Annotated in this window: 15 protein-coding genes; 14 read left to right on the forward strand and 1 reads right to left on the reverse strand. The window is 48.3% G+C overall.

Going from position 1 to position 22,029, the window contains the following annotated elements:
- Positions 1-17 precede the first annotated feature (17 nt).
- The 10 genes from ccoN to FBF61_RS01490 all read left to right on the forward strand — a co-directional run bounded on the left by ccoN (position 18) and on the right by FBF61_RS01490 (position 13,376).
- Positions 18-2,168 carry a cytochrome-c oxidase, cbb3-type subunit I gene (gene ccoN / locus FBF61_RS01445; protein ID WP_138475387.1) on the forward strand — a complete coding sequence of 717 codons (2,151 nt, stop codon included), beginning with the start codon at positions 18-20 and terminating at the stop codon, positions 2,166-2,168.
- Positions 2,169-2,183: 15 nt separating this feature from the next.
- Entirely contained in the window at positions 2,184-3,215 is a 1,032-nt protein-coding gene (locus FBF61_RS01450; protein ID WP_138475388.1) for a cbb3-type cytochrome c oxidase N-terminal domain-containing protein, read from the forward strand.
- A 181-nt stretch (positions 3,216-3,396) separates the two neighbouring features.
- The gene (gene ccoG / locus FBF61_RS01455; RefSeq protein ID WP_138475389.1) at positions 3,397-4,803 is read left to right on the forward strand and encodes a cytochrome c oxidase accessory protein CcoG; all 1,407 of its coding nucleotides are present in this window, start codon (positions 3,397-3,399) and stop codon (positions 4,801-4,803) included.
- On the forward strand, positions 4,800-5,264 hold the full coding sequence (locus FBF61_RS01460) for a FixH family protein (protein WP_229214874.1): 465 nt from the start codon (positions 4,800-4,802) through the stop codon (positions 5,262-5,264). The genes ccoG and FBF61_RS01460 overlap by 4 nt, the downstream gene beginning before the upstream one ends.
- Positions 5,265-5,271: 7 nt before the next feature.
- On the forward strand, positions 5,272-5,976 hold the full coding sequence (locus tag FBF61_RS01465) for a sulfite exporter TauE/SafE family protein (protein ID WP_229214875.1): 705 nt from the start codon (positions 5,272-5,274) through the stop codon (positions 5,974-5,976).
- A 778-nt stretch (positions 5,977-6,754) separates the two neighbouring features.
- Positions 6,755-8,119: an oxygen-independent coproporphyrinogen III oxidase gene (hemN, locus tag FBF61_RS01470; RefSeq protein ID WP_138475390.1), complete on the forward strand. Its 1,365-nt coding sequence runs from the start codon at positions 6,755-6,757 to the stop codon at positions 8,117-8,119.
- 119 nt (positions 8,120-8,238) lie between these two features.
- A complete protein-coding gene (locus tag FBF61_RS01475) occupies positions 8,239-9,471 on the forward strand; it encodes a PAS domain-containing sensor histidine kinase (protein ID WP_229214876.1) in 1,233 nt (410 codons plus the stop codon).
- A gap of 53 nt (positions 9,472-9,524) precedes the next feature.
- Positions 9,525-10,589: a response regulator gene (locus FBF61_RS01480; protein ID WP_138475392.1), complete on the forward strand. Its 1,065-nt coding sequence runs from the start codon at positions 9,525-9,527 to the stop codon at positions 10,587-10,589.
- A 125-nt stretch (positions 10,590-10,714) separates the two neighbouring features.
- A complete protein-coding gene (locus tag FBF61_RS01485; protein WP_138475393.1) occupies positions 10,715-12,508 on the forward strand; it encodes a hypothetical protein in 1,794 nt (597 codons plus the stop codon).
- A 139-nt stretch (positions 12,509-12,647) separates the two neighbouring features.
- Positions 12,648-13,376 carry a TerC family protein gene (locus FBF61_RS01490; protein WP_138475394.1) on the forward strand — a complete coding sequence of 243 codons (729 nt, stop codon included), beginning with the start codon at positions 12,648-12,650 and terminating at the stop codon, positions 13,374-13,376.
- On the opposite strand, the gene FBF61_RS01495 is transcribed toward FBF61_RS01490, so the two are convergent.
- Positions 13,367-16,840: a PAS domain S-box protein gene (locus tag FBF61_RS01495; protein ID WP_138475395.1), complete on the reverse strand. Its 3,474-nt coding sequence runs from the start codon at positions 16,838-16,840 to the stop codon at positions 13,367-13,369. The genes FBF61_RS01490 and FBF61_RS01495 overlap by 10 nt on opposite strands.
- A gap of 931 nt (positions 16,841-17,771) precedes the next feature.
- On the opposite strand from FBF61_RS01495, the gene FBF61_RS01500 reads away from it, so the two are divergent.
- The 4 genes from FBF61_RS01500 (at position 17,772) to FBF61_RS35385 (ending at position 21,976) form a co-directional block, all read left to right on the forward strand.
- Positions 17,772-18,776 carry a T9SS type A sorting domain-containing protein gene (locus FBF61_RS01500; protein ID WP_138475396.1) on the forward strand — a complete coding sequence of 335 codons (1,005 nt, stop codon included), beginning with the start codon at positions 17,772-17,774 and terminating at the stop codon, positions 18,774-18,776.
- Positions 18,777-18,822: 46 nt separating this feature from the next.
- Positions 18,823-19,590, forward strand: coding sequence for a phage tail-like protein (locus tag FBF61_RS01505; protein WP_138475397.1), 768 nt, complete (start codon positions 18,823-18,825; stop codon positions 19,588-19,590).
- 510 nt (positions 19,591-20,100) lie between these two features.
- Positions 20,101-21,105: a T9SS type A sorting domain-containing protein gene (locus FBF61_RS01510; protein WP_138475398.1), complete on the forward strand. Its 1,005-nt coding sequence runs from the start codon at positions 20,101-20,103 to the stop codon at positions 21,103-21,105.
- A gap of 46 nt (positions 21,106-21,151) precedes the next feature.
- Complete coding sequence (locus tag FBF61_RS35385; RefSeq protein ID WP_138475399.1) at positions 21,152-21,976, forward strand: exosporium glycoprotein BclB-related protein; 825 nt, start codon at positions 21,152-21,154, stop codon at positions 21,974-21,976.
- Positions 21,977-22,029 lie beyond the last annotated feature (53 nt).

Raw genomic sequence — 22,029 nt, forward strand, 5'->3', positions numbered from 1 at the left:
TATCTTCTACAAAAACTATGTCAAACATCACGCATCCGGATATCGCATCGGTTGAGCTGGACGAGTTTCAATACGACAACAAAATTGTCAGGAACTTCGCGATAGCCACGATTTTATTCGGACTCATCGGGATGCTCGTTGGCTTACTCGCCGCATTTCAGCTCGTATTCCCCAACCTGAACATGGACCTGCCCTTTACGACGTTCAGCCGTATCCGTCCGCTCCATACCAATGCCGTCATTTTCGCATTTGTCGGAAATGGCTTTTTCACAGGCCTCTATTACTCGGCGCCCCGCGTATTGCGGACGCCCATGTGGAGCCCGATGCTCAGCCGTTTTCATTTCTGGGCCTGGCAGTTTATCATCCTGGCCGCAGCCATTACCCTCCCGATGGGCCTGACGACTTCCAAAGAATACGCCGAGCTGGAATGGCCGCTGGATATCGCCATTGCTGTGGTATGGGTTTCCGCACTGATCAACCTGGTCATGACCACGATCAACCGCCGGGTCGAACATATTTACGCTGCGATCTGGTTTTATATCGCTTCGTTCGTGACCGTGGCGATGCTGCATGTTGTGAACAGCGTAGCCCTCCCTATTTCTTTGTTCAAAAGCTACTCCGTATACGCCGGTGTCCAGGATGCGCTGGTGCAATGGTGGTATGGCCATAATGCGGTCGCGTTTTTCCTGACCACACCCTACCTGGGGCTGATGTATTATTTTTTACCAAAAGCCGCCAACCGGCCTATCTATTCCTACCGCTTATCCATTGTCCACTTCTGGGCACTGATCTTCCTGTACATCTGGGCAGGACCTCACCATTTGCTGTACACGGCTTTACCGGAGTGGGCGCAAACATTGGGTACCGTTTTCTCCGTCATGCTTATCGCACCGTCGTGGGGCGGAATGATGAACGGGTTGATGACGCTCCGCGGCGCCTGGGATAAAGTACGCGAAGATGTGGTTTTGAAATTCATGGTTGTGGCGATCACAGCTTACGGTATGGCTACTTTCGAAGGGCCGATGCTGTCGCTTAAAAATGTAAACGCTATCGCCCACTATACCGACTGGATCGTGGCGCACGTGCACGTAGGCGCACTCGGCTGGAACGGTTTCCTTACATTCGGTATCCTGTACTGGCTTTTTCCAAAAATATACGGCCGCCCGCTATATTCTCAAAAAGCCGCCAACTTCCACTTCTGGATCGGTACGCTCGGGATCATTTTTTACACGGTCCCTATGTATTGGGCAGGATGGGTACAAAGTTCGATGTGGAAGGAATTTACACAGGAAGGTCTTTTGAAATACCCCAATTTCCTTGAAACTGTCACTCAGCTAGCTCCTCTGTACTTTCTGCGCAGCGTAGGCGGAACATTGTATATCGTCGGGTTCATAGTGATGATCTATAACCTGTGGATGACTGCATTGAAAGGAAAGCTGATAGCGACAGAAACCGCCAAAGCCATGCCGCTGAGCGCGATCTGGCATGCGGAGAAAAACGAATACTGGCACCGGAGGCTGCTGGAACGTAAGCCGATGACGCTGACCATCTTTGCCCTCGTGGCAGTGGCGATCGGCGGGATGATTGAGATGATCCCTACTTTCATGATCGAATCCAATGTGCCTACCATTGCCGCTGTTAAACCCTATACACCACTGGAGTTACAGGGAAGGGATATTTATGTGAGGGAAGGCTGCTATGTATGCCACACCCAGATGATCCGTCCGTTCCGTTCCGAAATTGAAAGGTTCGGGGAGTATTCCAAATCGGGCGAATTTGTTTACGACTACCCGCACCAGTGGGGCTCCAAACGCACCGGCCCGGACCTGCACCGGGTAGGTGGCAAATATCCGGATTCGTGGCACTACAACCACATGGAAGACCCGACAAGCATGTCGCCGGGATCCATCATGCCGAGATACGGCTGGCTGCTGGAAAATTCCCTGGATACCACCACTACAAAAGCCAAGATCAAAGCGATGCAAACCCTGGGCGTACCTTATGAAAAAGGATACGAGGACATAGCCAATACCGAGCTGGAAAAACAGGCCAGGAAAATTCAGGCCGGACTGAAACAAAGCGGCATCAAAACCAGCGCGGACAAAGAGATCATCGCCCTGATCGCCTACATGCAGCGGCTTGGAACAGACATCAAAACCAAACAATGAAAACCATCTTTCATTATGAAATTCCGAAATTATCTTGAAACCATTGCCGGCATCGAAGTTTACCCGATGATCTCGCTAATCATATTCTTCGTATTCTTTGTGCTGCTTCTGGTCTATGTGTTTTTTTTAGATAAAAAAACCCTGGACAACATGAGGGACATCCCATTACAGGACGGCATTGTAAAAAAAGGCGTGCTCTCTGTGGCGGTATTTCTGCTGGCTTCGTTTGCAGCCTCGGCCCAGCAGCCGGAGGAAACTGTGGTACGGGCGGTCAGCGGTACCGAACTGTTGATTTACGTGTTGCTGGCGGCATTGTTTTTCATCATGATCCAGGTCGTGATCCTGCTTGTTAACGCGATCAATGTGCTCAACAAGTTCAACGCAGCCACAGGCCAGAAAGAATCCCCATCCATTTTCAGCGCAGGCTGGTGGAAAAGGTTTGGAGGGGTTGGTGTTGACCTTAAGGATGAAAAGAACATTCTCATCGAAGGCCACGATTACGACGGTATCCAGGAGCTCGACAACCGGATGCCTCCCTGGCTGCAATCCCTTTTCCTTGCGACCATCGTGATTGCGGTGTTTTATTCTGTCTATTATTTCAGCGGGTTCGGCGACCTGCAGATCGCTGAGCTGGACAAGGAAATAGCACAGGCGGAGATTGATAAAAAGGCATACATAGAGAAAGTAGGTGCCTCTATGGACGAAAATAATGTAACACGGCTGGAAGATGAGGCGTCCGTCGCACAGGGGAAAGCTATTTTTCAGGAAAAGTGTACGGCATGCCACGGCCCCGACGGCGGCGGCTCGGTAGGCCCCAACCTGACCGACGCATACTGGCTGCATGGCGGCGGTATCAAGGATCTCTTTAAAGTGCTTAAATACGGTGTGCCCGAAAAAGGTATGATATCGTGGGAAAAACAGCTCTCTCCGACCGACATACAGAAAATCGCCAGCTATGTGATGACCCTCAAAGGAACTAAACCAGCCAATCCCAAGGAGCCGCAGGGGGAGTTGGCTGGGGAAGCAGAACAATTGACGCAGAAGTAGCAGAGGGCGGTCGGCTATCGGCTTTCGGAGTTGGATAAGCTTGTGTAGAGGGCGATATCTAACAATAAAGTAATAGAACTAAAAGCCTTCAAATGTTGATCATAGTCATTGGCTCGACGGCCGAAAGCCGACCTCCGGTAGCCCAACCCAAAATTCTACGGCCGATAGCCGACAGCCAAACATGAACGAAACAGCTAAACTCCCGCCCGACGATTACTTTCGCGACCATTTTAGCGGGGTGAGTGAGGATGGAAAGCGGAACTGGTTTTATCCTCAGAAACCAAAAGGCAAATGGCATAACCGCCGCGTTGTATTTACCGTGGCGGTGCTCGGGATACTTTTCGCCGGTCCGTTTTTAAAATTTAACGGCCAGCCCCTGCTGCTCTTCAATGTTCTTGAAAGGAAATTTATCATTTTCGGCATTTTCATAGGGCCGCAGGACTACTGGCTTTTCGGGCTTACGATGCTCTCGTTCATGGTTTTTGTGGTGCTTTTCACTACCGTTTTCGGAAGGTTGTGGTGTGGCTGGGCGTGCCCGCAGACGGTTTTTATGGAGATGGTTTTCCGCAAGATCGAGTATGCGATTGAAGGCGATGCCGGTAAACAGAAGCTGCTGAACAAAGCGCCCTGGAATTCCGAGAAAATCCTGAAAAAAGGTTTGAAGTATACCCTGTTCCTAACCGTTTCATTTTTGATCGCGAACCTGCTGCTTTCCTATGTGCTGGGCGTGGACGAGTTGGCCAAAATCATTCGCGAACCCATAGCCGACCATATTCCGCTTTTCTCGGGGATTGTTGGTTTTACCGCAGTGTTTTATTTCAATTTTGCGTGGCTGCGTGATCAGGCGTGCACTGTAGTATGCCCCTATGGGAGGTTGCAGGGCGTTCTGCTCGACCGCAATTCGATCATGGTTGCCTATGACCACGTACGCGGCGAGCCTCGTGGGAAATTGCACAAAGGTCAGGAGCGTCCCGAGGGAGATTGTATCAACTGCCACCAGTGTGTAGCGGTCTGCCCGACCGGGATCGACATCCGGAACGGCACGCAAATGGAATGTGTGAACTGCACGGCCTGCATCGATGCCTGCGATTCTATTATGGACAAAGTGGGCTTTCAGCAGGGATTGATCCGCTACACCTCTGAAAATGCAATCGTACACAAAACCCCGAAGCTGATCACGCCAAGAGTCATCGGTTACTCGGTAATATTGGTGCTGCTTTGGTCTGTGCTCGGTTTCATGGTTGTATCAAGAAGCGACACACAAACCACACTTTTCCGGGCACCGGGCAGCCAGTATATTGAAAATAAGGACGGTACTGTCAGCAACCTGTACACTTTCAAGATTTTTAACAAAACAAATTACATTGTAAAACCCACCCTTCACCTTGATGCCCCAAACGGAAAACTGGTGTTCGCAGGTACCCCGGACCTTACCCTCGATGGGGCCGGAATGTCGGAAGGGACGGTTTTTATTATCATACCAAAAACAGAATTGAAAACCCGCAAAACGAAACTGAGGCTGTCGGTATACCAGGGTACGGAAAAATTGGAGAGCTTCGAAACAACCTTTATCGCACCGGAAGAATGAAAAATACTATCAAAATAAACTGGGGCACAGGGATCGCCATTTTATATACCGGCTTTGTAGCCATGATACTGGTACTCGTGGTGATGAGCACAAACCAGAAAATCGACCTGGCAACTGACCGCTACTACGATGAAGAACTGAAATTTCAGGATAGGATCAACAAAACAGAACGAGCAGAAGCCCTCTCCAAACCGCTCAGCTGGACGGTCACTCGGGAAGGTTTGCTGATACAATATCCTGAGTTTGGCACGGACGCTGATATAACCGGCAAAATAACGCTCTACTGTCCATCGAATAACAAAAATGACCGGAGTTTTCCAGTGGCAGCGAGTGATGGCAAGCAGTTTATCGCTGCATCCGACATCCCGCAAGGCCGTTACCGCTTACAAATAGACTGGAAAAACAGCAATCAGACGTTCTGGAATGAGGGTGTGATCCTGATCAGCCACGGAAATCAATAAACAAACCATGACAAACGCACTTCCCTACCTGGCACTGACGATGGGACTGCTGAGCAGCTTCCACTGCATCGGCATGTGTGGCCCTATCGCCCTTGCTTTACCAGTGCATACGGGAAGCAAGTTCAGGCAATTCGCCGGCGTAGGTATCTATAATGGTGGTCGGGCGCTTACGTATGCTGCCCTGGGGCTGGCATTCGGCACGGTTGGGTCTTCTCTGGTCTGGATGGGTTACTTGCGCTATCTGTCTATTTTTACAGGTGTGCTCATGCTTATATATGTCTTCTGGCCTTCGCGGATGAACGGCTACTTGCACACACCTGCCTTCTGGGAACGAAGCGTTCACTATATTAAAAAGAGAATGTCCGAAATGCTGCGCAGCCGCAAAATGCATGGCTGGCTCATGCTCGGTATCCTCAACGGCCTGCTGCCCTGCGGCCTCGTATACCTCGCGCTGATCAGTTCGGTAGCTACCGGAAGTACGGTTGGCGGCGGCATCTACATGCTTCTGTTTGGTGTCGGAACTTTGCCCGCGATGATGGCGGTCGGGTTTTTCAGGCAATGTTTTACCCCCGCGTTGCGAACCCGAATGCATAAACTGACTCCGGTTGTCCTGGCGGTGGCCGGGATCTGGCTCATTGCCCGCGGTGTTTTTATTGAATATCCTTCGGCTGGCGGCGTTGCCGCCTCTATTCCCGTTTGTCATGGGAGGTAGCTTCTTTCTATCCTGGTCCCCGGACTGAAGTCCGGGGCTGGGTGATCATCGGATGTTTGGATTCACCGCAAATCGCCGCAATCGCTGTCAAATCTGTCACCCTTTCAGGGTTTTTAACTTGTCCGCAACATCTCGCTAGTAATGGGTAGCCCCGACGGGGCTGGGCCGACATACTCTAACCCCGGGTTTTAACCCGGGGCCGGAGGCACACCGCAAATCGCCGCAATCGCTGTCAAATCTGTCACCCTTTCAGGGTTCTGACCTTGTCCGCAACATCTCGCTAGTAATGGGTAGCCCCGATGGGGCTGGGCCGACATACCCTAACCCCGGGTTTTAACCCGGGGCCGGAGGCACACCGCTATCGCCACAATCGCCGTCAAATCTGTCACCCTTTCAGGGTTCTGACCTTGTCCGCAACATCTCGCTAGTAATGGGTAGCCCCGATGGGGCTGGGCCGACATACCCTAACCCCGGTTTTAGCCCGGGGCCGGAGGCACACCGCCAACGCCGTCAAATCTGTCACCCTTCCAGGGTTCTGACCTTGTCCGCAACATCTCGCTAGTAATGGGTAGCCCCGATGGGGCTGGGCCGACATACCCTAACCCCGGGTTTTAACCCGGGGCCGGAAACGGCCATACCTGTGTTCCTAGGTGGGCGTACCGGCAAATAGGGATTAAACCATCAAATGCCAGTTTTATATATGATGAATATCATGTTTTTAAGATTCAGGCTTAGGTAGTTTTGATTGTTCTATTAAATGCCTCAAAACTATTATCCCATGGAGAAGGAATTGCTCTTTAAATACAATATACCCGGGCCACGCTACACCAGCTATCCAACTGTACCTTACTGGCAGAAAACACCTCCAACCGAGCAAAAATGGGAAGAACTGGTACGCGACGCTTTCACAGTTTCGAACCACCGGGAAGGGATCAGCCTGTATGTCCATCTACCTTTCTGCGAAAGCCTTTGTACGTACTGCGGATGCAATACGCGGATCACCGTGAACCATGCCGTTGAAACAAAATACATCGATTCGGTACTGAAAGAATGGGAAATGTATCTTTCAGTTTTCGGGGATACAAAACCGGTGATCAGGGAACTGCACCTGGGAGGAGGAACACCTACTTTTTTCAGTCCGCTGAACTTGAAAAAACTGGTAAACGGTCTTTTAAATAACGCTGAAGTACATCCAAAAGCACAATTCGGGTTTGAAGCCCATCCCGGCAACACCACCGACGAACATCTGAAAGCTTTGTATGAAACCGGATTTCGAAGGATCAGTATCGGTGTGCAGGACTTTAACCCGGTTGTGCTGGCGGCTATTAACCGGTACCAGACCTACGAACAGGTAAGGCAGCTCACAAACAAGGCGCGGGAGATCGGGTATACTTCGGTGAACTATGACATAATATATGGCCTGCCTCAGCAGAAAGCATGTTATATGATGCAGACGATGCTACAGGTGATCCGCCTTAAACCCGACAGGATTGCCTTTTACAGTTACGCACACGTACCCTGGGTCAAACCGGGACAAAGAAATTTTACGGAACTGGACCTCCCGGATGCCGACAAAAAAATGGCGATCTACGAAACCGGAAGGAATGCACTTGAACTGGCAGGATATAAAGACATTGGTATGGACCATTTCGCTTTACCGGGTGATTCACTTTACACAGCACATGCTGAACAGCGTCTGCACAGAAATTTTATGGGCTATACCGATACCCCTACCCAGCTGCTCATCGGCCTTGGCGCTTCGTCTATCAGCGATACCTGGAACGGTTATGTACAAAATGAAAAGAAGGTTGAAGATTATTATCTGCGCATCGCCAAAGGACAGTTCCCGATCAGTCGGGGACATGAGCTGAGTCGGGAAGACTTGGTCCTGCGCCGCCATATCCTCCACATGATGACCCGGTTCGAAACTTCGTGGCGAAATGACAATGAAATTTGCGACCATATTTATAAAGCTATCGAAAGCCTGTCGGAAATGGAATTTGATGAGCTGGTGGAGATCGAGCCCTATCAGTTGCGGGTAACAGAAAAAGGAAAAGCATTCGTCAGGAACGTATGTATGGCCTTCGATGCGCGGCTCTGGGCAGAGCTTCCGCAAACCACGCTTTTCAGCCAGACGATCTGACATTTTACTGTCAAATCAAATTCAGCGAAAGTTTCTCATTTCAATAAATCCTTGTTCCCTTAACCTGTGTCCCTTAACTTGGTATGTTCGATACGGATATTTTAATACATACTCAAGTAATGACCCGGCATATTGAAATGCTCGACGCTCTTTTTAAACATGCTACCGAGGGGATTGTGGTCGTGGACAAAAGCGGTACGATTGTCATGCTGAATCCCAAAGCCACAGAGCTTTTCGGTTATCCCAATACCGAGCTGACAGGCAAAAAAATTGAAACACTGATCCCCCAGAGATTTAACCATAACCACGTTCAGTACCGGGACAAATACCTGGAAGAACCCCGGGCGCGCGGTATGGGGCACTTGATGGATTTGTATGCCCGGCGGCACGATGGAAGTGAATTTCCCGTAGAGGTAAGCCTGAGCCCGTTCAAAACGAGTGAAGGCGAGTTTGTAGTAAGCTTTGTAATTGATATTACAGAGCGAAAAATGCAGGAAAACCGCATCATCGAAGCAAATCTTGAAATCCAGAAACTGAATGCTGAACTGGAAGAAAGGGTAAGCCTGCGGACCAAAGAACTGGCTACCGCCATCAAAAAAGTAGAGCAGTCGCAGGAAGAAGTGATCCGTGCTTTGAAAAAAGAGCGGGAGCTGAATAACATGAAAAGCCAGTTTGTAACCATCGCTTCGCACGAGTTCAGGACACCATTGGCCACGATACTGTCTTCCGCCTCACTGATCGGCCGTTATCCGAAAACCGAGGATGAAGACAAACGACAAAAACATGTACTCAGGATCAAGTCGGCGGTCACCAATCTGACGGAAATTCTGAACGATTTCCTGTCGATAGGCAAGCTGGAAGAAGGCCGTGTGCACAGTGTTCCGGTACTGATGGACCTTCCCGAATTTTGCAAAAACCTGATCGAGGAAATAAAAGGGCTTTGTAAGGAAAGCCAGCAGATACAGTTTGGGTACGACGGAGCCGCGGAAGTATGGCTTGACAAGCAGTTGCTGCGCAATGTCATATTTAACCTCCTCTCCAATGCCATCAAATATTCGCCGGAAGGGAAATTCATATTTTTCAGGGTAAATACCGGCGCGGCGCTGGTTCACATCGAAATTGAGGACCAGGGTATTGGCATACCAACGGCCGACCAGGCCCATGTTTTTGAGCGTTTTTTCCGTGCCCATAATGCCGGCACTGCGCAGGGAACAGGGCTCGGTCTCAACATCGTTCAGAATTACATTGACCTGATGGGCGGGAAAGTAACATTTTCCAGCGAAGTCACGAAAGGCACTACATTTCACATTACACTACCCAATCATCAGCCCGCTCCTGCGGGGAACGACTGAACTTTTACGGCAAAAAACTAATAAAAAATCTTTTAGAAAGAACCGCTGACACATTGGAAACGAGGAAAATATTATTGATCGAAGATAATCCCGAAATGCGGGAAAACACAGCAGAAATACTTGAACTGGCCAATTACGAAGTATTGACTGCGAAAAACGGCAAAGAAGGCGTGCAAATGGCCGGCCAGTCGGAGCCGGACCTGATCATCTGCGATATTATGATGCCGGAACTCGACGGCTATGGTGTCCTGCATCTCCTCGGAAAAGACGATCGTACTTCCAACATACCGTTTGTTTTCCTGACAGCCAAAGCTGAAAAGGAGGATTACCGCAAAGGCATGACCATGGGTGCCGACGACTACCTGACCAAGCCCTACGATGACGTGGAGCTGCTGAACGCTGTGGAAATGCGGCTGAAAAAAAGCGACAGGGTCAAACGTTCTTTCGACCGTTCTGCCGAGGGGCTGGATCAGTTTATACAAGAAGCCAAATCATTTGACCTGATCGTCAAACTGGCTGAGGATAAAAAGGTTAAGCTTCTCAAAAAGCGGGAGACGATCTATACCGAAGGAAGCTTTCCGTCCAATGTTTTTTTCCTGCAAAAAGGAAAAGTAAAGGCATACAAATCCAATGATAACGGGAAGGAGTATATCACTGACCTGTTCAAAGAAGGTGATTTCTTTGGCTACCTCGATCTTTTGCAAGGTGAACCCTACCAGGAAACGGCCATCGCGCTGGAATCCTCCGAAGTAGCGATGATCCCCAAAGATGACTTTTTCAATCTCTTGCAGGGAAACCGAGAAGTAGCCTCGAAGTTTATCAAAATGCTATCCAACGAGATCAAAGACAGGGAAGAACGCCTGCTTCAGCTGGCCTATAATTCGGTGCGGAAAAGGGTCGCCCAAGCATTGGTGATGCTCGTAAACCGCTACCAGGAAGACCGGTCCAAACCTTTTTCCATGGCCATCACCCGCGAAGACATTGCCTCTATGGTGGGTACAGCCACTGAAACCGTCATACGCACCCTGTCCGATTTCAAAGACGAGCGCCTGGTGGACATGAAAGGCAGCCTGATCACCGTCCTGGACTACGACAAGCTGGCGAGGATGCGGAACTGAGCGTCCGCAGACATGATTTTTATCATTTAACAGCACCCTTCCGCATCAATTTTTCTCTTCTTTCAAAGTCCTAGCTTTGATATCGGGAACGCATTGTTCCTGTCTCATTAAAATCTGCGAAAAACATGTCCCATACTTTCCATATTCCGGTCCTGGGACTGGGGTACTCTGTTGATACACCAATCAAAGCCGCCCGGTATGGCATTTCCTCGGTGGCTTCTATCGTCGACGACGAACTTATTGAAAGGATCAGGAAATATCATACACTTCAAAACAACGAACATTTTATTCCGATCCCCGCCACCGAGGCAGATTACCGCGCCAAACGCATCACTGCTTATCTGGACCTGATGGATCGGATCGTAAACAGGCAATTTGAAGCGCTGCGACAGGAACCTTTTGAAGAAGGCAGGGAAATCTCTCGCTATTTTGAGCTACTGCCGGAAACGGCACCTTTGAAAATACAATACGGAGAAATGCTCGCTACCGAAGACCCGGTTGAAAAATCACGACTACAGAACGAGCTGAGGAACAACCTCACAAAGGGCGCGATTGATGTAAATATTATGTCAAAAGTAGATAAAATGAACCGGGGCACTGATGGCGAACTTTTGGACGAAATCTATTCCGATGCTTCAGCGGCCCTGCGGGGGTTCGCAATGAGCACACTCCACTCGTCCCTGATACTTTCGGCAGGCATGAATCCCAGGCTTTACAATTACCTAGAACAATTTGAAGATTTTTATCCGGATGAAAACGGGAAATTCAGAAAAAAGGTAATCCTAAAGGTAAGCGATTTCCGCTCTGCTTTTATACAGGCAAAGTTTCTTGCAAAAAAAGGGATATGGGTATCCGAATTCAGGATCGAATCGGGACTGAACTGCGGCGGGCATGCTTTCGCGACTGAGGGGTATCTGCTCGGTCCGATCCTGGAAGAATTCAAAGCAAAAAAACAGGAAATGCGGGTGGAATTGTTTGCACTTTACCGATCTGCCTTGGAAGCCAAAGGCAGAAAAACAGCGCGCATACCGGAGATACGTATTACGGTTCAGGGAGGGATAGGTACCGCAGAGGAAGACCGTTTCCTGCTCCGGCATTATGAAGTGGACGCCACCGGCTGGGGCAGTCCGTTCCTGCTTGTCCCTGAGCTGACGAATGTGGACGAAGCAACATTAAAAGATCTCGTAACAGCCGAGAGCGAGGATTTTTATGTCAGTAATTCTTCGCCTCTGGGTGTGCTTTTTAATAATTTCAAAAAGAGCAGCGCAGAAAAACAGCGGCTGGAACGGATTGCCAAAGGAAGGCCGGGAAGTCCTTGCAAAAAGAAATATCTCGTTTCCAACACAGAATTCACCACAGAACCGATATGCACCGCATCCAGGCAATATCAGAACCTTAAAATCAAACAGTTACAGGCAATTACGCCTCAGCCGGCAGACTACGAGCAGCAGTTCAACGCCATTACAGAAAAGCTCTGCCTTTGCGAAGGATTAAGCACTGCGGCCCTGCTGGAAAACAAATTGCTCAAAACGGGTGAAAACAAGTCTGTTGCGATATGTCCGGGCCCCAATCTTTCATGGTTTTCCAAGATTTATTCTGTGGAAGAAATGGTAGGCCACATTTATGGCAAGATCAATCTGCTGGCCAACGTGAACCGTCCGAATATGTTCATCAACGAACTGAACCTGTATGTGGATTATCTGAAAAAAGACATGGAGCTGCATGCGGAAACGCTGACCGATAAGAAACAGAAATATTTTCAAAAATTCAGAGAACAGCTGCTGGCGGGAATTGCGTACTATAATACCCTGGTTGCCGATTTCACACACCAGACCGAAGCATATAAACAGAAAATGCTGGATGAGCTAAAAGCGGCTTCCGCAAGCCTGGAAGCACTTTGTCCGGTAGCGGCAGTCTGAATTTTTTAGCGAGCAAGCTACCCCGGCACAAAATTTTTTAAGGTGTCTGCGGGAGGTTGTTTGGACAGATCCGGTAGAAACCGGATCATCCAGCATTTTCCTATCTTGCCAGCCATTGAACTCACTGACGACCATATTTATGGATTTCGAAATTATAGTATCGCTTCTGACCCTCGTTGCACTGGAGGCTGTCCTGGGAATTGACAATGTAATTTTTATCTCCATCATTGCGGGCAAACTGCCTGAAAACCAACAAAAAAAGGCGAGACAATACGGACTGATCCTGGCCGGTGTGCTTCGGATCATACTGCTGCTGCTGATTTCCTTTATCATGCGGCTCGACAAAGATCTGTTTGTCGTTTTCGGAAACGGCTTTTCGGGAAAAGAGCTGGTGTTGCTGGCCGGAGGGCTGTTCCTTCTTTATAAAAGTTCGAAGGAAATTTACCATAAAATGGAGGGCGAGGCTGGCGACCAGACTAAAAACTTAAAGGTTTCAACCTTCGGAGACGTACTTATACAGATCCTGATCATGGACATGGTTTTTTCTATTGATTCCATAATAACGGCTATCGGAATGGTAAAAGAAGTATGGGTAATGTATGTGGCGGTGATAGTAACGGTATTGATTATGCTTGTGGCCGCGGAACCTATCAGCAACTTTGTGAACAAGCACCCTGCGTTCAAAATGCTCGCACTGTCTTTCCTGCTGCTGATCGGCTTTTCGCTCATCAGCGAAGGTCTGGGCGTTGAGATACCGAAAGGGTACATTTACTTCTCTATGGCATTTTCACTGCTGGTGGATGTTTTCCAGATGAAAATGAACAAACAGGGTGGCACGCCGGTCAAGACCAACGAGCATTACGAATGAGGCGCGTTATCAGTCTTGGTTTCGTCTGAGATATTTCTGATAATGCCGTCGAGCTCGTTGGCTGATGTCAGAATGTGGCCCAGCAGCATCTCTTTTTCCACAGGAGAATTCTCATAGTTTTTGACCAGGTCGACCAGCCCCATGAGCCGCGCAAGCGGGGCGCGTACAACATGTGACTGAATCCATGCAATGTTCTGCAGTTTTTCATTCTGCATCTCAATGGCCTCCACATACTTCATCCGTTCCGTTACATCGTGTCCTATCGAAACCCAGTGCGTGATCACACCATTTTCGTTTTCGATCGGGTTCAGCGAAAGGCGCACCCAGTATTGCTCGCCGCTTTTCTTGTATTGAATCGTCTCCAATTGGGCCGAACGGCCTTTTCTGATTACCGATTCCATAGGATCAGCCTCCTCGGTTTTGTCGGGGTTCGCCAAAATACTTATCCTTTTGCCAATGATTTCGTCACGCGAATAACCGGTCAATTTCACAAAAGCCTCGTTCACATACCGTATTATCACCTGCATTTTATTGTCCGGCTCGGCTATCAGCACCGAATCATTTGCATGGGTGATCACCGACTCGAGCATTTTAAGATGATGTTCCTCTTCTTTCATGCGTGTAATATCCCGCATCACCCCGATCATCCTTACAGCGTTTCCTTCATCATTTCTCAGGATATATGCATTTTCCTGAACATAGGCAAAACCGTCATCTGCCCTCTTGAACTGGTATTCTTCCTGCCAGCTGTTGCACGAAGAGTCGGCCAGCGCTCCGGAGAGGCTTGTTTCTATCCTGTTTTTGTCTGGCGGATAAATGTTCGCATACCACGACCCGACGGGATAACATTCCGCATGGGTCTCAAAGCCGAAAATGCGGGTAAAACCTTCGCCCCACTGGATATGGTCTTTATTGATGTCCCAATCAAAAATGGCATCTTTTGTTGCCTTATTGACATATTCATACCGCTCGTTACTGATTTTCAACGCGTCTTCCGCATGCTTCCTGTCTGTGATATCCAGGCCAATACATTGTATTTCAAACGGTTCGCCCAGGAAGTTGGTAAGGCAGATCAAATGCCAGTAAGTGGAGCGCACACCACCACGTTCGGAAAACTTGTCGAGTTCCAGCTGGAATATCGTTCCCGGATTATTGATGCAATCCTGTGAGGTTCTCAACAGACTTTCATGATGGCACGGCGCAACGGTAGCCAGCGCGCTTTTGCCGTCCATATCCTGTCCATCAAATATCCACCCGAAATCCTCCCTGTACTTGTTATTATAATAGGTATAATTGCCGTCAAGGTCTACGCGCATCACGTAGTTCGTCTGCGCATCCACAATGCTTCGCAGCCGCGACTCGCTTTTCAGGAGCTGCTGCTGTATTTTTTTACTGTCCGTAATATCCAGGCAAGCCCCCAGCATCACTACCGGATTACCGTTTTCATCGGTTTTTACCCTGCCCCATGATTTCAGATGTCTTATTTCACCGTTCGGGTGAACGATCCTTTCTTCAAAAACAACATCGTTTCTGGTCTGAACAAGACTTTGTATGTGATCCGAAACGCGCTCCTTGTCGTCCTCATGAATAATGCTGAGATATCCCTCAAAAGTCGCCTTTACCACGGCCTTATCCAGACCGTAAATACTATACAGGCCGTCGGACCATTGGACCACGTCGCTAACCATGTCCCACTGCCAGTTGCCAAAATGTGCCAGTTCTTCCCCCTGCTTCATCAAAAAAGAAGATTCTTCCAGAAGCTCCGATTTCTGCCTGTTTTCCAGAATGATCTGCAATATCGAAGCGCACCTGTTCACCACCTTTAATTCTTCCTCTTCGGGTTCCTTTTTCTCATTGTAATATACCCCGAAAGTTGCCATCACCTCTCCTTCCGAGCTGATGATCGGATGCGACCAGCAGGCGCGGAGGTTGTATTGCAGGGCAAGGTGCTTATAGTCGGCCCATACAGGGTCGTTGGCAATATCACTGACTATGACAGTCTTCTTAAAGAATGCGGCCGCGCCGCACGATCCGGCTGACGGGCCCATGGCTACGCTATCCGCCATCTCGCAATATGCTTCCGGAAGCGATGGTGCCAGCCAGTGCCGGAGATGGTTGTCTATTACCTTATATATAGAGCAATGCATATTGGGAAATATTTCCTCGATGCCCCTCAGGTATTTCGATAAGAGTGTCTGGATTTCAGTATCTCCGGAGGAATTGATTTCGAGTACGGATTTCTCGAGACGACCGAGTTCCTCCATACGTTTGGTCTCGGTGATATCCACCATTAATCCCCTCGCACACACGGGCCGGCCGTTTTCCCGTATTACCGACACCACATCCTTGATCCATACAACATTTCCGTCTGCCTTGATCATCCTGTACTCGCAGGTGTAGTTGCGGTTCCTTTTCAGTTGGCGCTGGCAATAGTCAATCGCTTCTGCTCGGTCTGCCGGGTGAATATGGTTTTTCCAGAATTCCCGTTCGCTCAGCCATTCCATGGGTGTAAAACCAAGGATATCCTGTACATGGTCGCTCACAAAGAAAAATTCCATTGTATCGAGGTCTGCCTCCCAGACAATTCCGCGGATGGTCTGAATGAGCGATTCAAACTGGTTTCTTGACTCCGTCAGCGACTGTTCGGTTTGCCTTATTTCAGTAATGTCCTGGGCCGCCCCGAAAATCCGGGTGATACCATCTTTGTGCTCGACCTGCCCTGTTGTCCTGATCCAGCGTTCGTTGCCTTTGGCGGTCATGATACGCGCCTGAAAATCAAACAGGCTGCCGTCTTCAATGGCTTTTTCCACCAATGCGATAAAATTCCGTCTGACACCCTCTTCCACATAAAACGCCAACACACTTTCGAAGGTCGGATCATAAGCCGGGCCGACCTCGTGGATATCACGCACCACTTCCGACCACGTCACCTCATTGGTGGCAAGGTTTACCTCCCAGCTTCCCACCCTGGCTATGCGCTGAGTCTCTTCGAGTATTTTGCCGTTTCTGATCAGATTGGCGTGCGCAAGCTTCTCATTTTCCTGGGTCTGTACGACCTCAGTAACATCTGTCAGTGAACGCACAATAAACTCTACCTCGCCGGCGGAATTAAGAACAGGCGTATTAGCAGCCACCAGGTATACAACAGTACCGGAGAAATTATTTTCGTACCGGATCACGGGCGTTTTATTGGGACGTTTTTCATTGACTACTCTTTCGAGCAACATTCCCCAGTCGGCAGTTTTGAACTCAGGATTGGCAGCAAAAATTTCAGGGAAACCCCGACCGACCAGATACTCCCGCGTCGTATTGACCAGGGCAAGGTACGCGTCGTTTACCTGTGCAATGGTAAAGACCGGAGAATCAGGCAGCACGATCATGCTGGGCACAGGCAGTATTTTAAAAATTTCAGCCAACGAATTAAACTCTTCCGTCTCCGTTAACAGGGATTCCAAAGTTCTCATAAAGTACAGTTCAAAGTCCAGGTCGCTTCCATACTGATTGACAATCCAAGGCCATTGCTATCAGCAATAAAGTCCTCAATCAAAAGCTGTCTAAAAAAGCTTCTGATAAAAAACAGCCCGGTTTTGTTAATTGATTTATTGCAGCAAAAAACAAGACACTTTGGAAGTCCGGTCCCGAAAAGGCCTTGTATACTAACAGCTCAAAAGTGACTGTATTCCATTTACAAAAAACAAAATAACTCGACAAAACAGAAAAAAGTACTTCTATATTCATTTTTATCTTTCAATTTCTGAATCAGTTCTTTTATCAGGCTTTTTATTCCAAAGAAGTTAAAAAGATACGTTTAATTTTCATGATTTGGAAAGACATTCAGCGATATAATTAGTCCAGCAGCATCAATCACTGGATTAAACCAAACAAAAAAATGTAAGTATTAATTTGAATAATTGTAAAATATATTTAATTTCCGCCGTAATATTAAAACTACCTTTGAGAGAGGTAGCTGTACTTTCAAAAAACTCACTGGCTTTGCACAGGCACATCATTCATCCGTTTCTCAGTGTGCTTGTTTAGTAATCTCTATTACCCTTCATAATTGCGGATCATTCTTTATTGCTGCTTTTTTACGCAAAAGCTCTGATGATTCTGTATAACTTTTTTCAAAAGGAATTCAATTAGACAGTTAATCAACGTCCAGCAAAAATTGACCATCTATTTACACACTATCCGCTGCATCCATGATATATACAGAAGTGCGCCCGTCGCCTGAAAGTTAACACCCTCCACATTTTTATCGTTAGAGTCTAGCCTCGTGGTTACCCTGGGCCTAGATTTCATTTTCAACTAAATATCAATTGACATGACTTTCGACACCTCATGAAAAAACTAAAATCCAAGGTTTATTAATTCACTTCATCCATCAGATATGACATGAAACAAGTTATAATTTATCTTCTGCTGCTGACAACGGTGCATTTCGCCGCAAACGCGCAGTTTACGGCCGGCTCAGACGGATTCGTGATTGTTGACGAGACCCAGGTCGTCATCGACGGGCTTACGTTGAGGCCCACAGCGGGCGACCTCAATATCAACAACAACACCCTGAGCATTTCACCAACCCCGATTGCGGGGAACCCGACAGGAAGTATCGCCAGGGTATACTCTTTTACAACGCCAGTACCCTTTTCAGGGGTCGTAGGTATCATTTTTCTCACCAGCGAGCTGAATGGAAATACAGAAGAAGATCTGGAAGTTTCATTCACAAATACCACTGGAACCGCCTTTGAAATATCCACAGGCAGCACCAACGACCTGGAATTGCACCATGTATACAATACCCTGGTGGAAGACCTCTCCTCGGCGACCGCTACCAATGCCAGCAGCAGCCTGCCCGTTACACTCGTTGACTTTACCGTCAGGAAAGAAGGCGCAAATGCGCAGCTTGCATGGAGCACATCGGCGGAAACAAACAGCGATTATTTCGAGGTACAAAGAAGCCAGAATGCAAAGAACTGGGAGGTAGTGGCAAAAGTCAATGCAAAGGGGGAAAGCAACGGGCTACACGGCTACTCCTATGCCGATGCAAGACCGCTGGCCAACGGGAACAATTTCTACAGACTGAAAATGGTCGATCAGGACCAGACTTTCGCTTACAGTGTGATTCGCCAACTGTCATTTGAAGGCAACCCGCTCACGGCCACCATGTTCCCCAACCCTACTGCCGGAAAGCTCGTCATCAGGCTCGACGACTGGACCAATGTCAGCACCGTGCAGATCACCAACCTGCAGGGTAAGGTAGTTTACGAAGCGATGCCAGTAAAAACCATGGACGGCAACGCCGAAATTGATATGAAATCACTGCCCAGCGGCGCTTACATTGTCAAAATCAACCGTACAGCAGGCGTCGCAAGTGCCCTTAAAATCATCAGACAATAAGTTTATTCTTTAATATTCTACACTTTCATCTTAACAATCTTTCGATATGAGACAGATCCTTACACTAGGGGTGTTCCTTACACTTCTTTTAACAGGCAGCACCATTTTTGCGCAAGTCGGCGTGGGTACGATTACACCAAATCAAAGTGCACAACTTGACGTAACTTCCACTAACAAAGGTTTCCTGCCACCCCGGCTGACCCTTGCTCAACGTGGAACCATACCATCTCCTGTTGCAGGGCTTTTGATTTACCAGACTGACAATACCCCAGGCTTTTATTATTTTGATGGCGACTCATGGCAACCGTTCAACCAGAACTTCAGCACCGCGTCCGTGGGATTTGCTGCCTCAAAAACCGCTGCTGCGATCAGTGCCAGTGGAACCATTACTGATTGGACCACAACACAATATTCTTCAACGCCGGGTGCATTCAACACTGCGACCGGTGTTTACACGGTACCGGCAACGGGAGTGTATAAAATAACTGCAACTATAAATTATGCGACCGCAGCAGCGCTATCCGTTTCGCTGGGAGCAGGTATCGATCCAGGTTTTGAGGTAAGAAATCTGACCACGTCCACCTCCATAGCGGGCGGGTTATTTCCTGTATTAAATGTAAATGTGGTCCTTGTTTTAACATTACGGGCTGTTCTCGGAAATGGCACGGTCAATTTTACAGGTACCGCCCCGCTCACAGCAGGCCAGACACTTGATCTTTATTACAATGCCGATGGCCTTTCACTGGCTCTAAACCTGGGAGGCATAAGCTCCACCAGTCCAGGGATCCAGTGGTCTGTTGTTAAAATTGATTAGCAAGACAATCCCTATAAAATCATTTTTTTAACCGAAAACGATCGTGCGACCTGCAATGGGCTGTTCCAGATCTCTTTGATTTGGAACAGCCAAGCTGATATGATGTCTGATCTAAAATCCCTTTTCCGAGTCGCCCTGTTCACTGAACACACATTATGAAAGCGGGAAAAAATGATCTGGCAAGGAAAAAACACGTAAAAATCTAATTTTTCTCTTAAATAGTTTTATTTTAATAAAAGTAGTTGTATCTTGCTTTATAGAAATACTTCTAACAAGAAGTTTTTGCTTTTAACACTGTTCACACACTTAAATATTTGATCCGGCAAAAACGTATATATATAGCGTTAGCGCCCGGCCCCTCCATAACCTGCTAAAACAAACGAATTTCAGTCTACCTGTCCCATGCTATGGGCTGAATGCCTATGTCGAACCAAAACCAATCCCTTATGAACACCTCATGAAAAACTAAAATTCAAGGTTTATTAATTCACTTCATCCATCAGATATGACATGAAACAAGTTATAATTTATCTTCTGCTGCTGACAACGGTGCATTTCGCCGCAAACGCGCAGTTTACGGCCGGCTCAGACGGATTCGTGATTGTTGACGAGACCCAGGTCGTCATCGACGGGCTTACGTTGAGGCCCACAGCGGGCGACCTCAATATCAACAACAACACCCTGAGCATTTCACCAACCCCGATTGCGGGGAACCCGACAGGAAGTATCGCCAGGGTATACTCTTTTACAACGCCAGTACCCTTTTCAGGGGTCGTAGGTATCATTTTTCTCACCAGCGAGCTGAATGGAAATACAGAAGAAGATCTGGAAGTTTCATTCACAAATACCACTGGAACCGCCTTTGAAATATCCACAGGCAGCACCAACGACCTGGAATTGCACCATGTATACAATACCCTGGTGGAAGACCTCTCCTCGGCGACCGCTACCAATGCCAGCAGCAGCCTGCCCGTTACACTCGTTGACTTTACCGTCAGGAAAGAAGGCGCAAATGCGCAGCTTGCATGGAGCACATCGGCGGAAACAAACAGCGATTATTTCGAGGTACAAAGAAGCCAGAATGCAAAGAACTGGGAGGTAGTGGCAAAAGTCAATGCAAAGGGGGAAAGCAACGGGCTACACGGCTACTCCTATGCCGATGCAAGACCGCTGGCCAACGGGAACAATTTCTACAGACTGAAAATGGTCGATCAGGACCAGACTTTCGCTTACAGTGTGATTCGCCAACTGTCATTTGAAGGCAACCCGCTCACGGCCACCATGTTCCCCAACCCTACTGCCGGAAAGCTCGTCATCAGGCTCGACGACTGGACCAATGTCAGCACCGTGCAGATCACCAACCTGCAGGGTAAGGTAGTTTACGAAGCGATGCCAGTGAAAACCATGGACGGCGACGCCGAAATTGATATGAAATCACTGCCCAGCGGCGCTTACATTGTCAAAATCAACCGTACAGCAGGCGTGGCAAGTGCCCTTAAAATCATCAGGCAATAAGGTTATTTTTTAATGTTCTACACTTTCATCTTAACAATTTTCCGATATGAAACAGATCCTTACACTAGGGGTTTTCCTCACACTTCTTTTAACAGGCAGCACCATTTTTGCACAAGTCGGAGTAGGTACGATCACTCCCGATCAAAGTGCGCAACTTGATGTATCTTCCACTAACAAAGGTCTGCTTGCTCCCAGGATGACGCTTGCTCAACGCGGTACCATTCCTACCCCAGCCGACGGGCTTCTCATTTATCAGACCGACAATACCCCAGGGTTTTACATGCGTGAGTCAGGACAATGGGTAAGGCTTGCGAATATGAGCAACCTCAACGTTTCGGGCTCTGCAATCATTCCATATGCCTCGGGAACACCTGTTGTCCTCACTACTGTACTCGGAGGGCTTCTTAATACATCATCACTTGTAGGCTTCGGAAGCTCAGCAACGGGCGTTAGCATTGCGGGTGGTACAGTAGACTTGACCGGAGGCCCCGGAATATTACTGAACACCGCTTTTTCAATGCCCAGGGACGGCATTATCGAATCTGTGAGCGCATATTTCAGCACCACAGCGGCATTAAGTCTTATTGGAAGTACCGTGACGATTACGGCTCAGCTGTACCAATCGACAACGCCAAACAATACATTCACTGCTGTCCCAGGCGCGGTGGTAACACTTGCTCCTCCTTTTACCGGCATTTTAGCACTTGGTTCAATTTCCAATGGAATTACCACAGGGCTATCGATTCCTGTAACCGCACAAACAAGGTTATTAATGGTATATACGGCAAATGTTACCGCGGGAATTGACATAGCAAGTACTATCGCCGGCTATGCAAGCGGGGGGGTATCCATCGCTGCTTCCGTCCCCTGACATTATGATTTTTATAAATTTAAAAGGAGCTGTTCCGATCTGGAGCAGCTCCT

The organism is Dyadobacter bucti, from assembly GCF_005869225.1.
Taxonomy (GTDB): Bacteria; Bacteroidota; Bacteroidia; order Cytophagales; family Spirosomataceae; genus Dyadobacter; species Dyadobacter bucti.

Coding starts and splice junctions, on each gene's coding strand:
- ccoN (WP_138475387.1), top strand. CDS start 18: ATGTCAAACATCACGCATCCGGATATCGCATCGGTTGAGCTGGACGAG.
- FBF61_RS01450 (WP_138475388.1), top strand. CDS start 2,184: ATGAAATTCCGAAATTATCTTGAAACCATTGCCGGCATCGAAGTTTAC.
- ccoG (WP_138475389.1), top strand. CDS start 3,397: ATGAACGAAACAGCTAAACTCCCGCCCGACGATTACTTTCGCGACCAT.
- FBF61_RS01460 (WP_229214874.1), top strand. CDS start 4,800: ATGAAAAATACTATCAAAATAAACTGGGGCACAGGGATCGCCATTTTA.
- FBF61_RS01465 (WP_229214875.1), top strand. CDS start 5,272: ATGACAAACGCACTTCCCTACCTGGCACTGACGATGGGACTGCTGAGC.
- hemN (WP_138475390.1), top strand. CDS start 6,755: ATGGAGAAGGAATTGCTCTTTAAATACAATATACCCGGGCCACGCTAC.
- FBF61_RS01475 (WP_229214876.1), top strand. CDS start 8,239: ATGACCCGGCATATTGAAATGCTCGACGCTCTTTTTAAACATGCTACC.
- FBF61_RS01485 (WP_138475393.1), top strand. CDS start 10,715: ATGTCCCATACTTTCCATATTCCGGTCCTGGGACTGGGGTACTCTGTT.
- FBF61_RS01490 (WP_138475394.1), top strand. CDS start 12,648: ATGGATTTCGAAATTATAGTATCGCTTCTGACCCTCGTTGCACTGGAG.
- FBF61_RS01495 (WP_138475395.1), bottom strand. CDS start 16,840: ATGAGAACTTTGGAATCCCTGTTAACGGAGACGGAAGAGTTTAATTCG.
- FBF61_RS01500 (WP_138475396.1), top strand. CDS start 17,772: ATGAAACAAGTTATAATTTATCTTCTGCTGCTGACAACGGTGCATTTC.
- FBF61_RS01505 (WP_138475397.1), top strand. CDS start 18,823: ATGAGACAGATCCTTACACTAGGGGTGTTCCTTACACTTCTTTTAACA.
- FBF61_RS01510 (WP_138475398.1), top strand. CDS start 20,101: ATGAAACAAGTTATAATTTATCTTCTGCTGCTGACAACGGTGCATTTC.
- FBF61_RS35385 (WP_138475399.1), top strand. CDS start 21,152: ATGAAACAGATCCTTACACTAGGGGTTTTCCTCACACTTCTTTTAACA.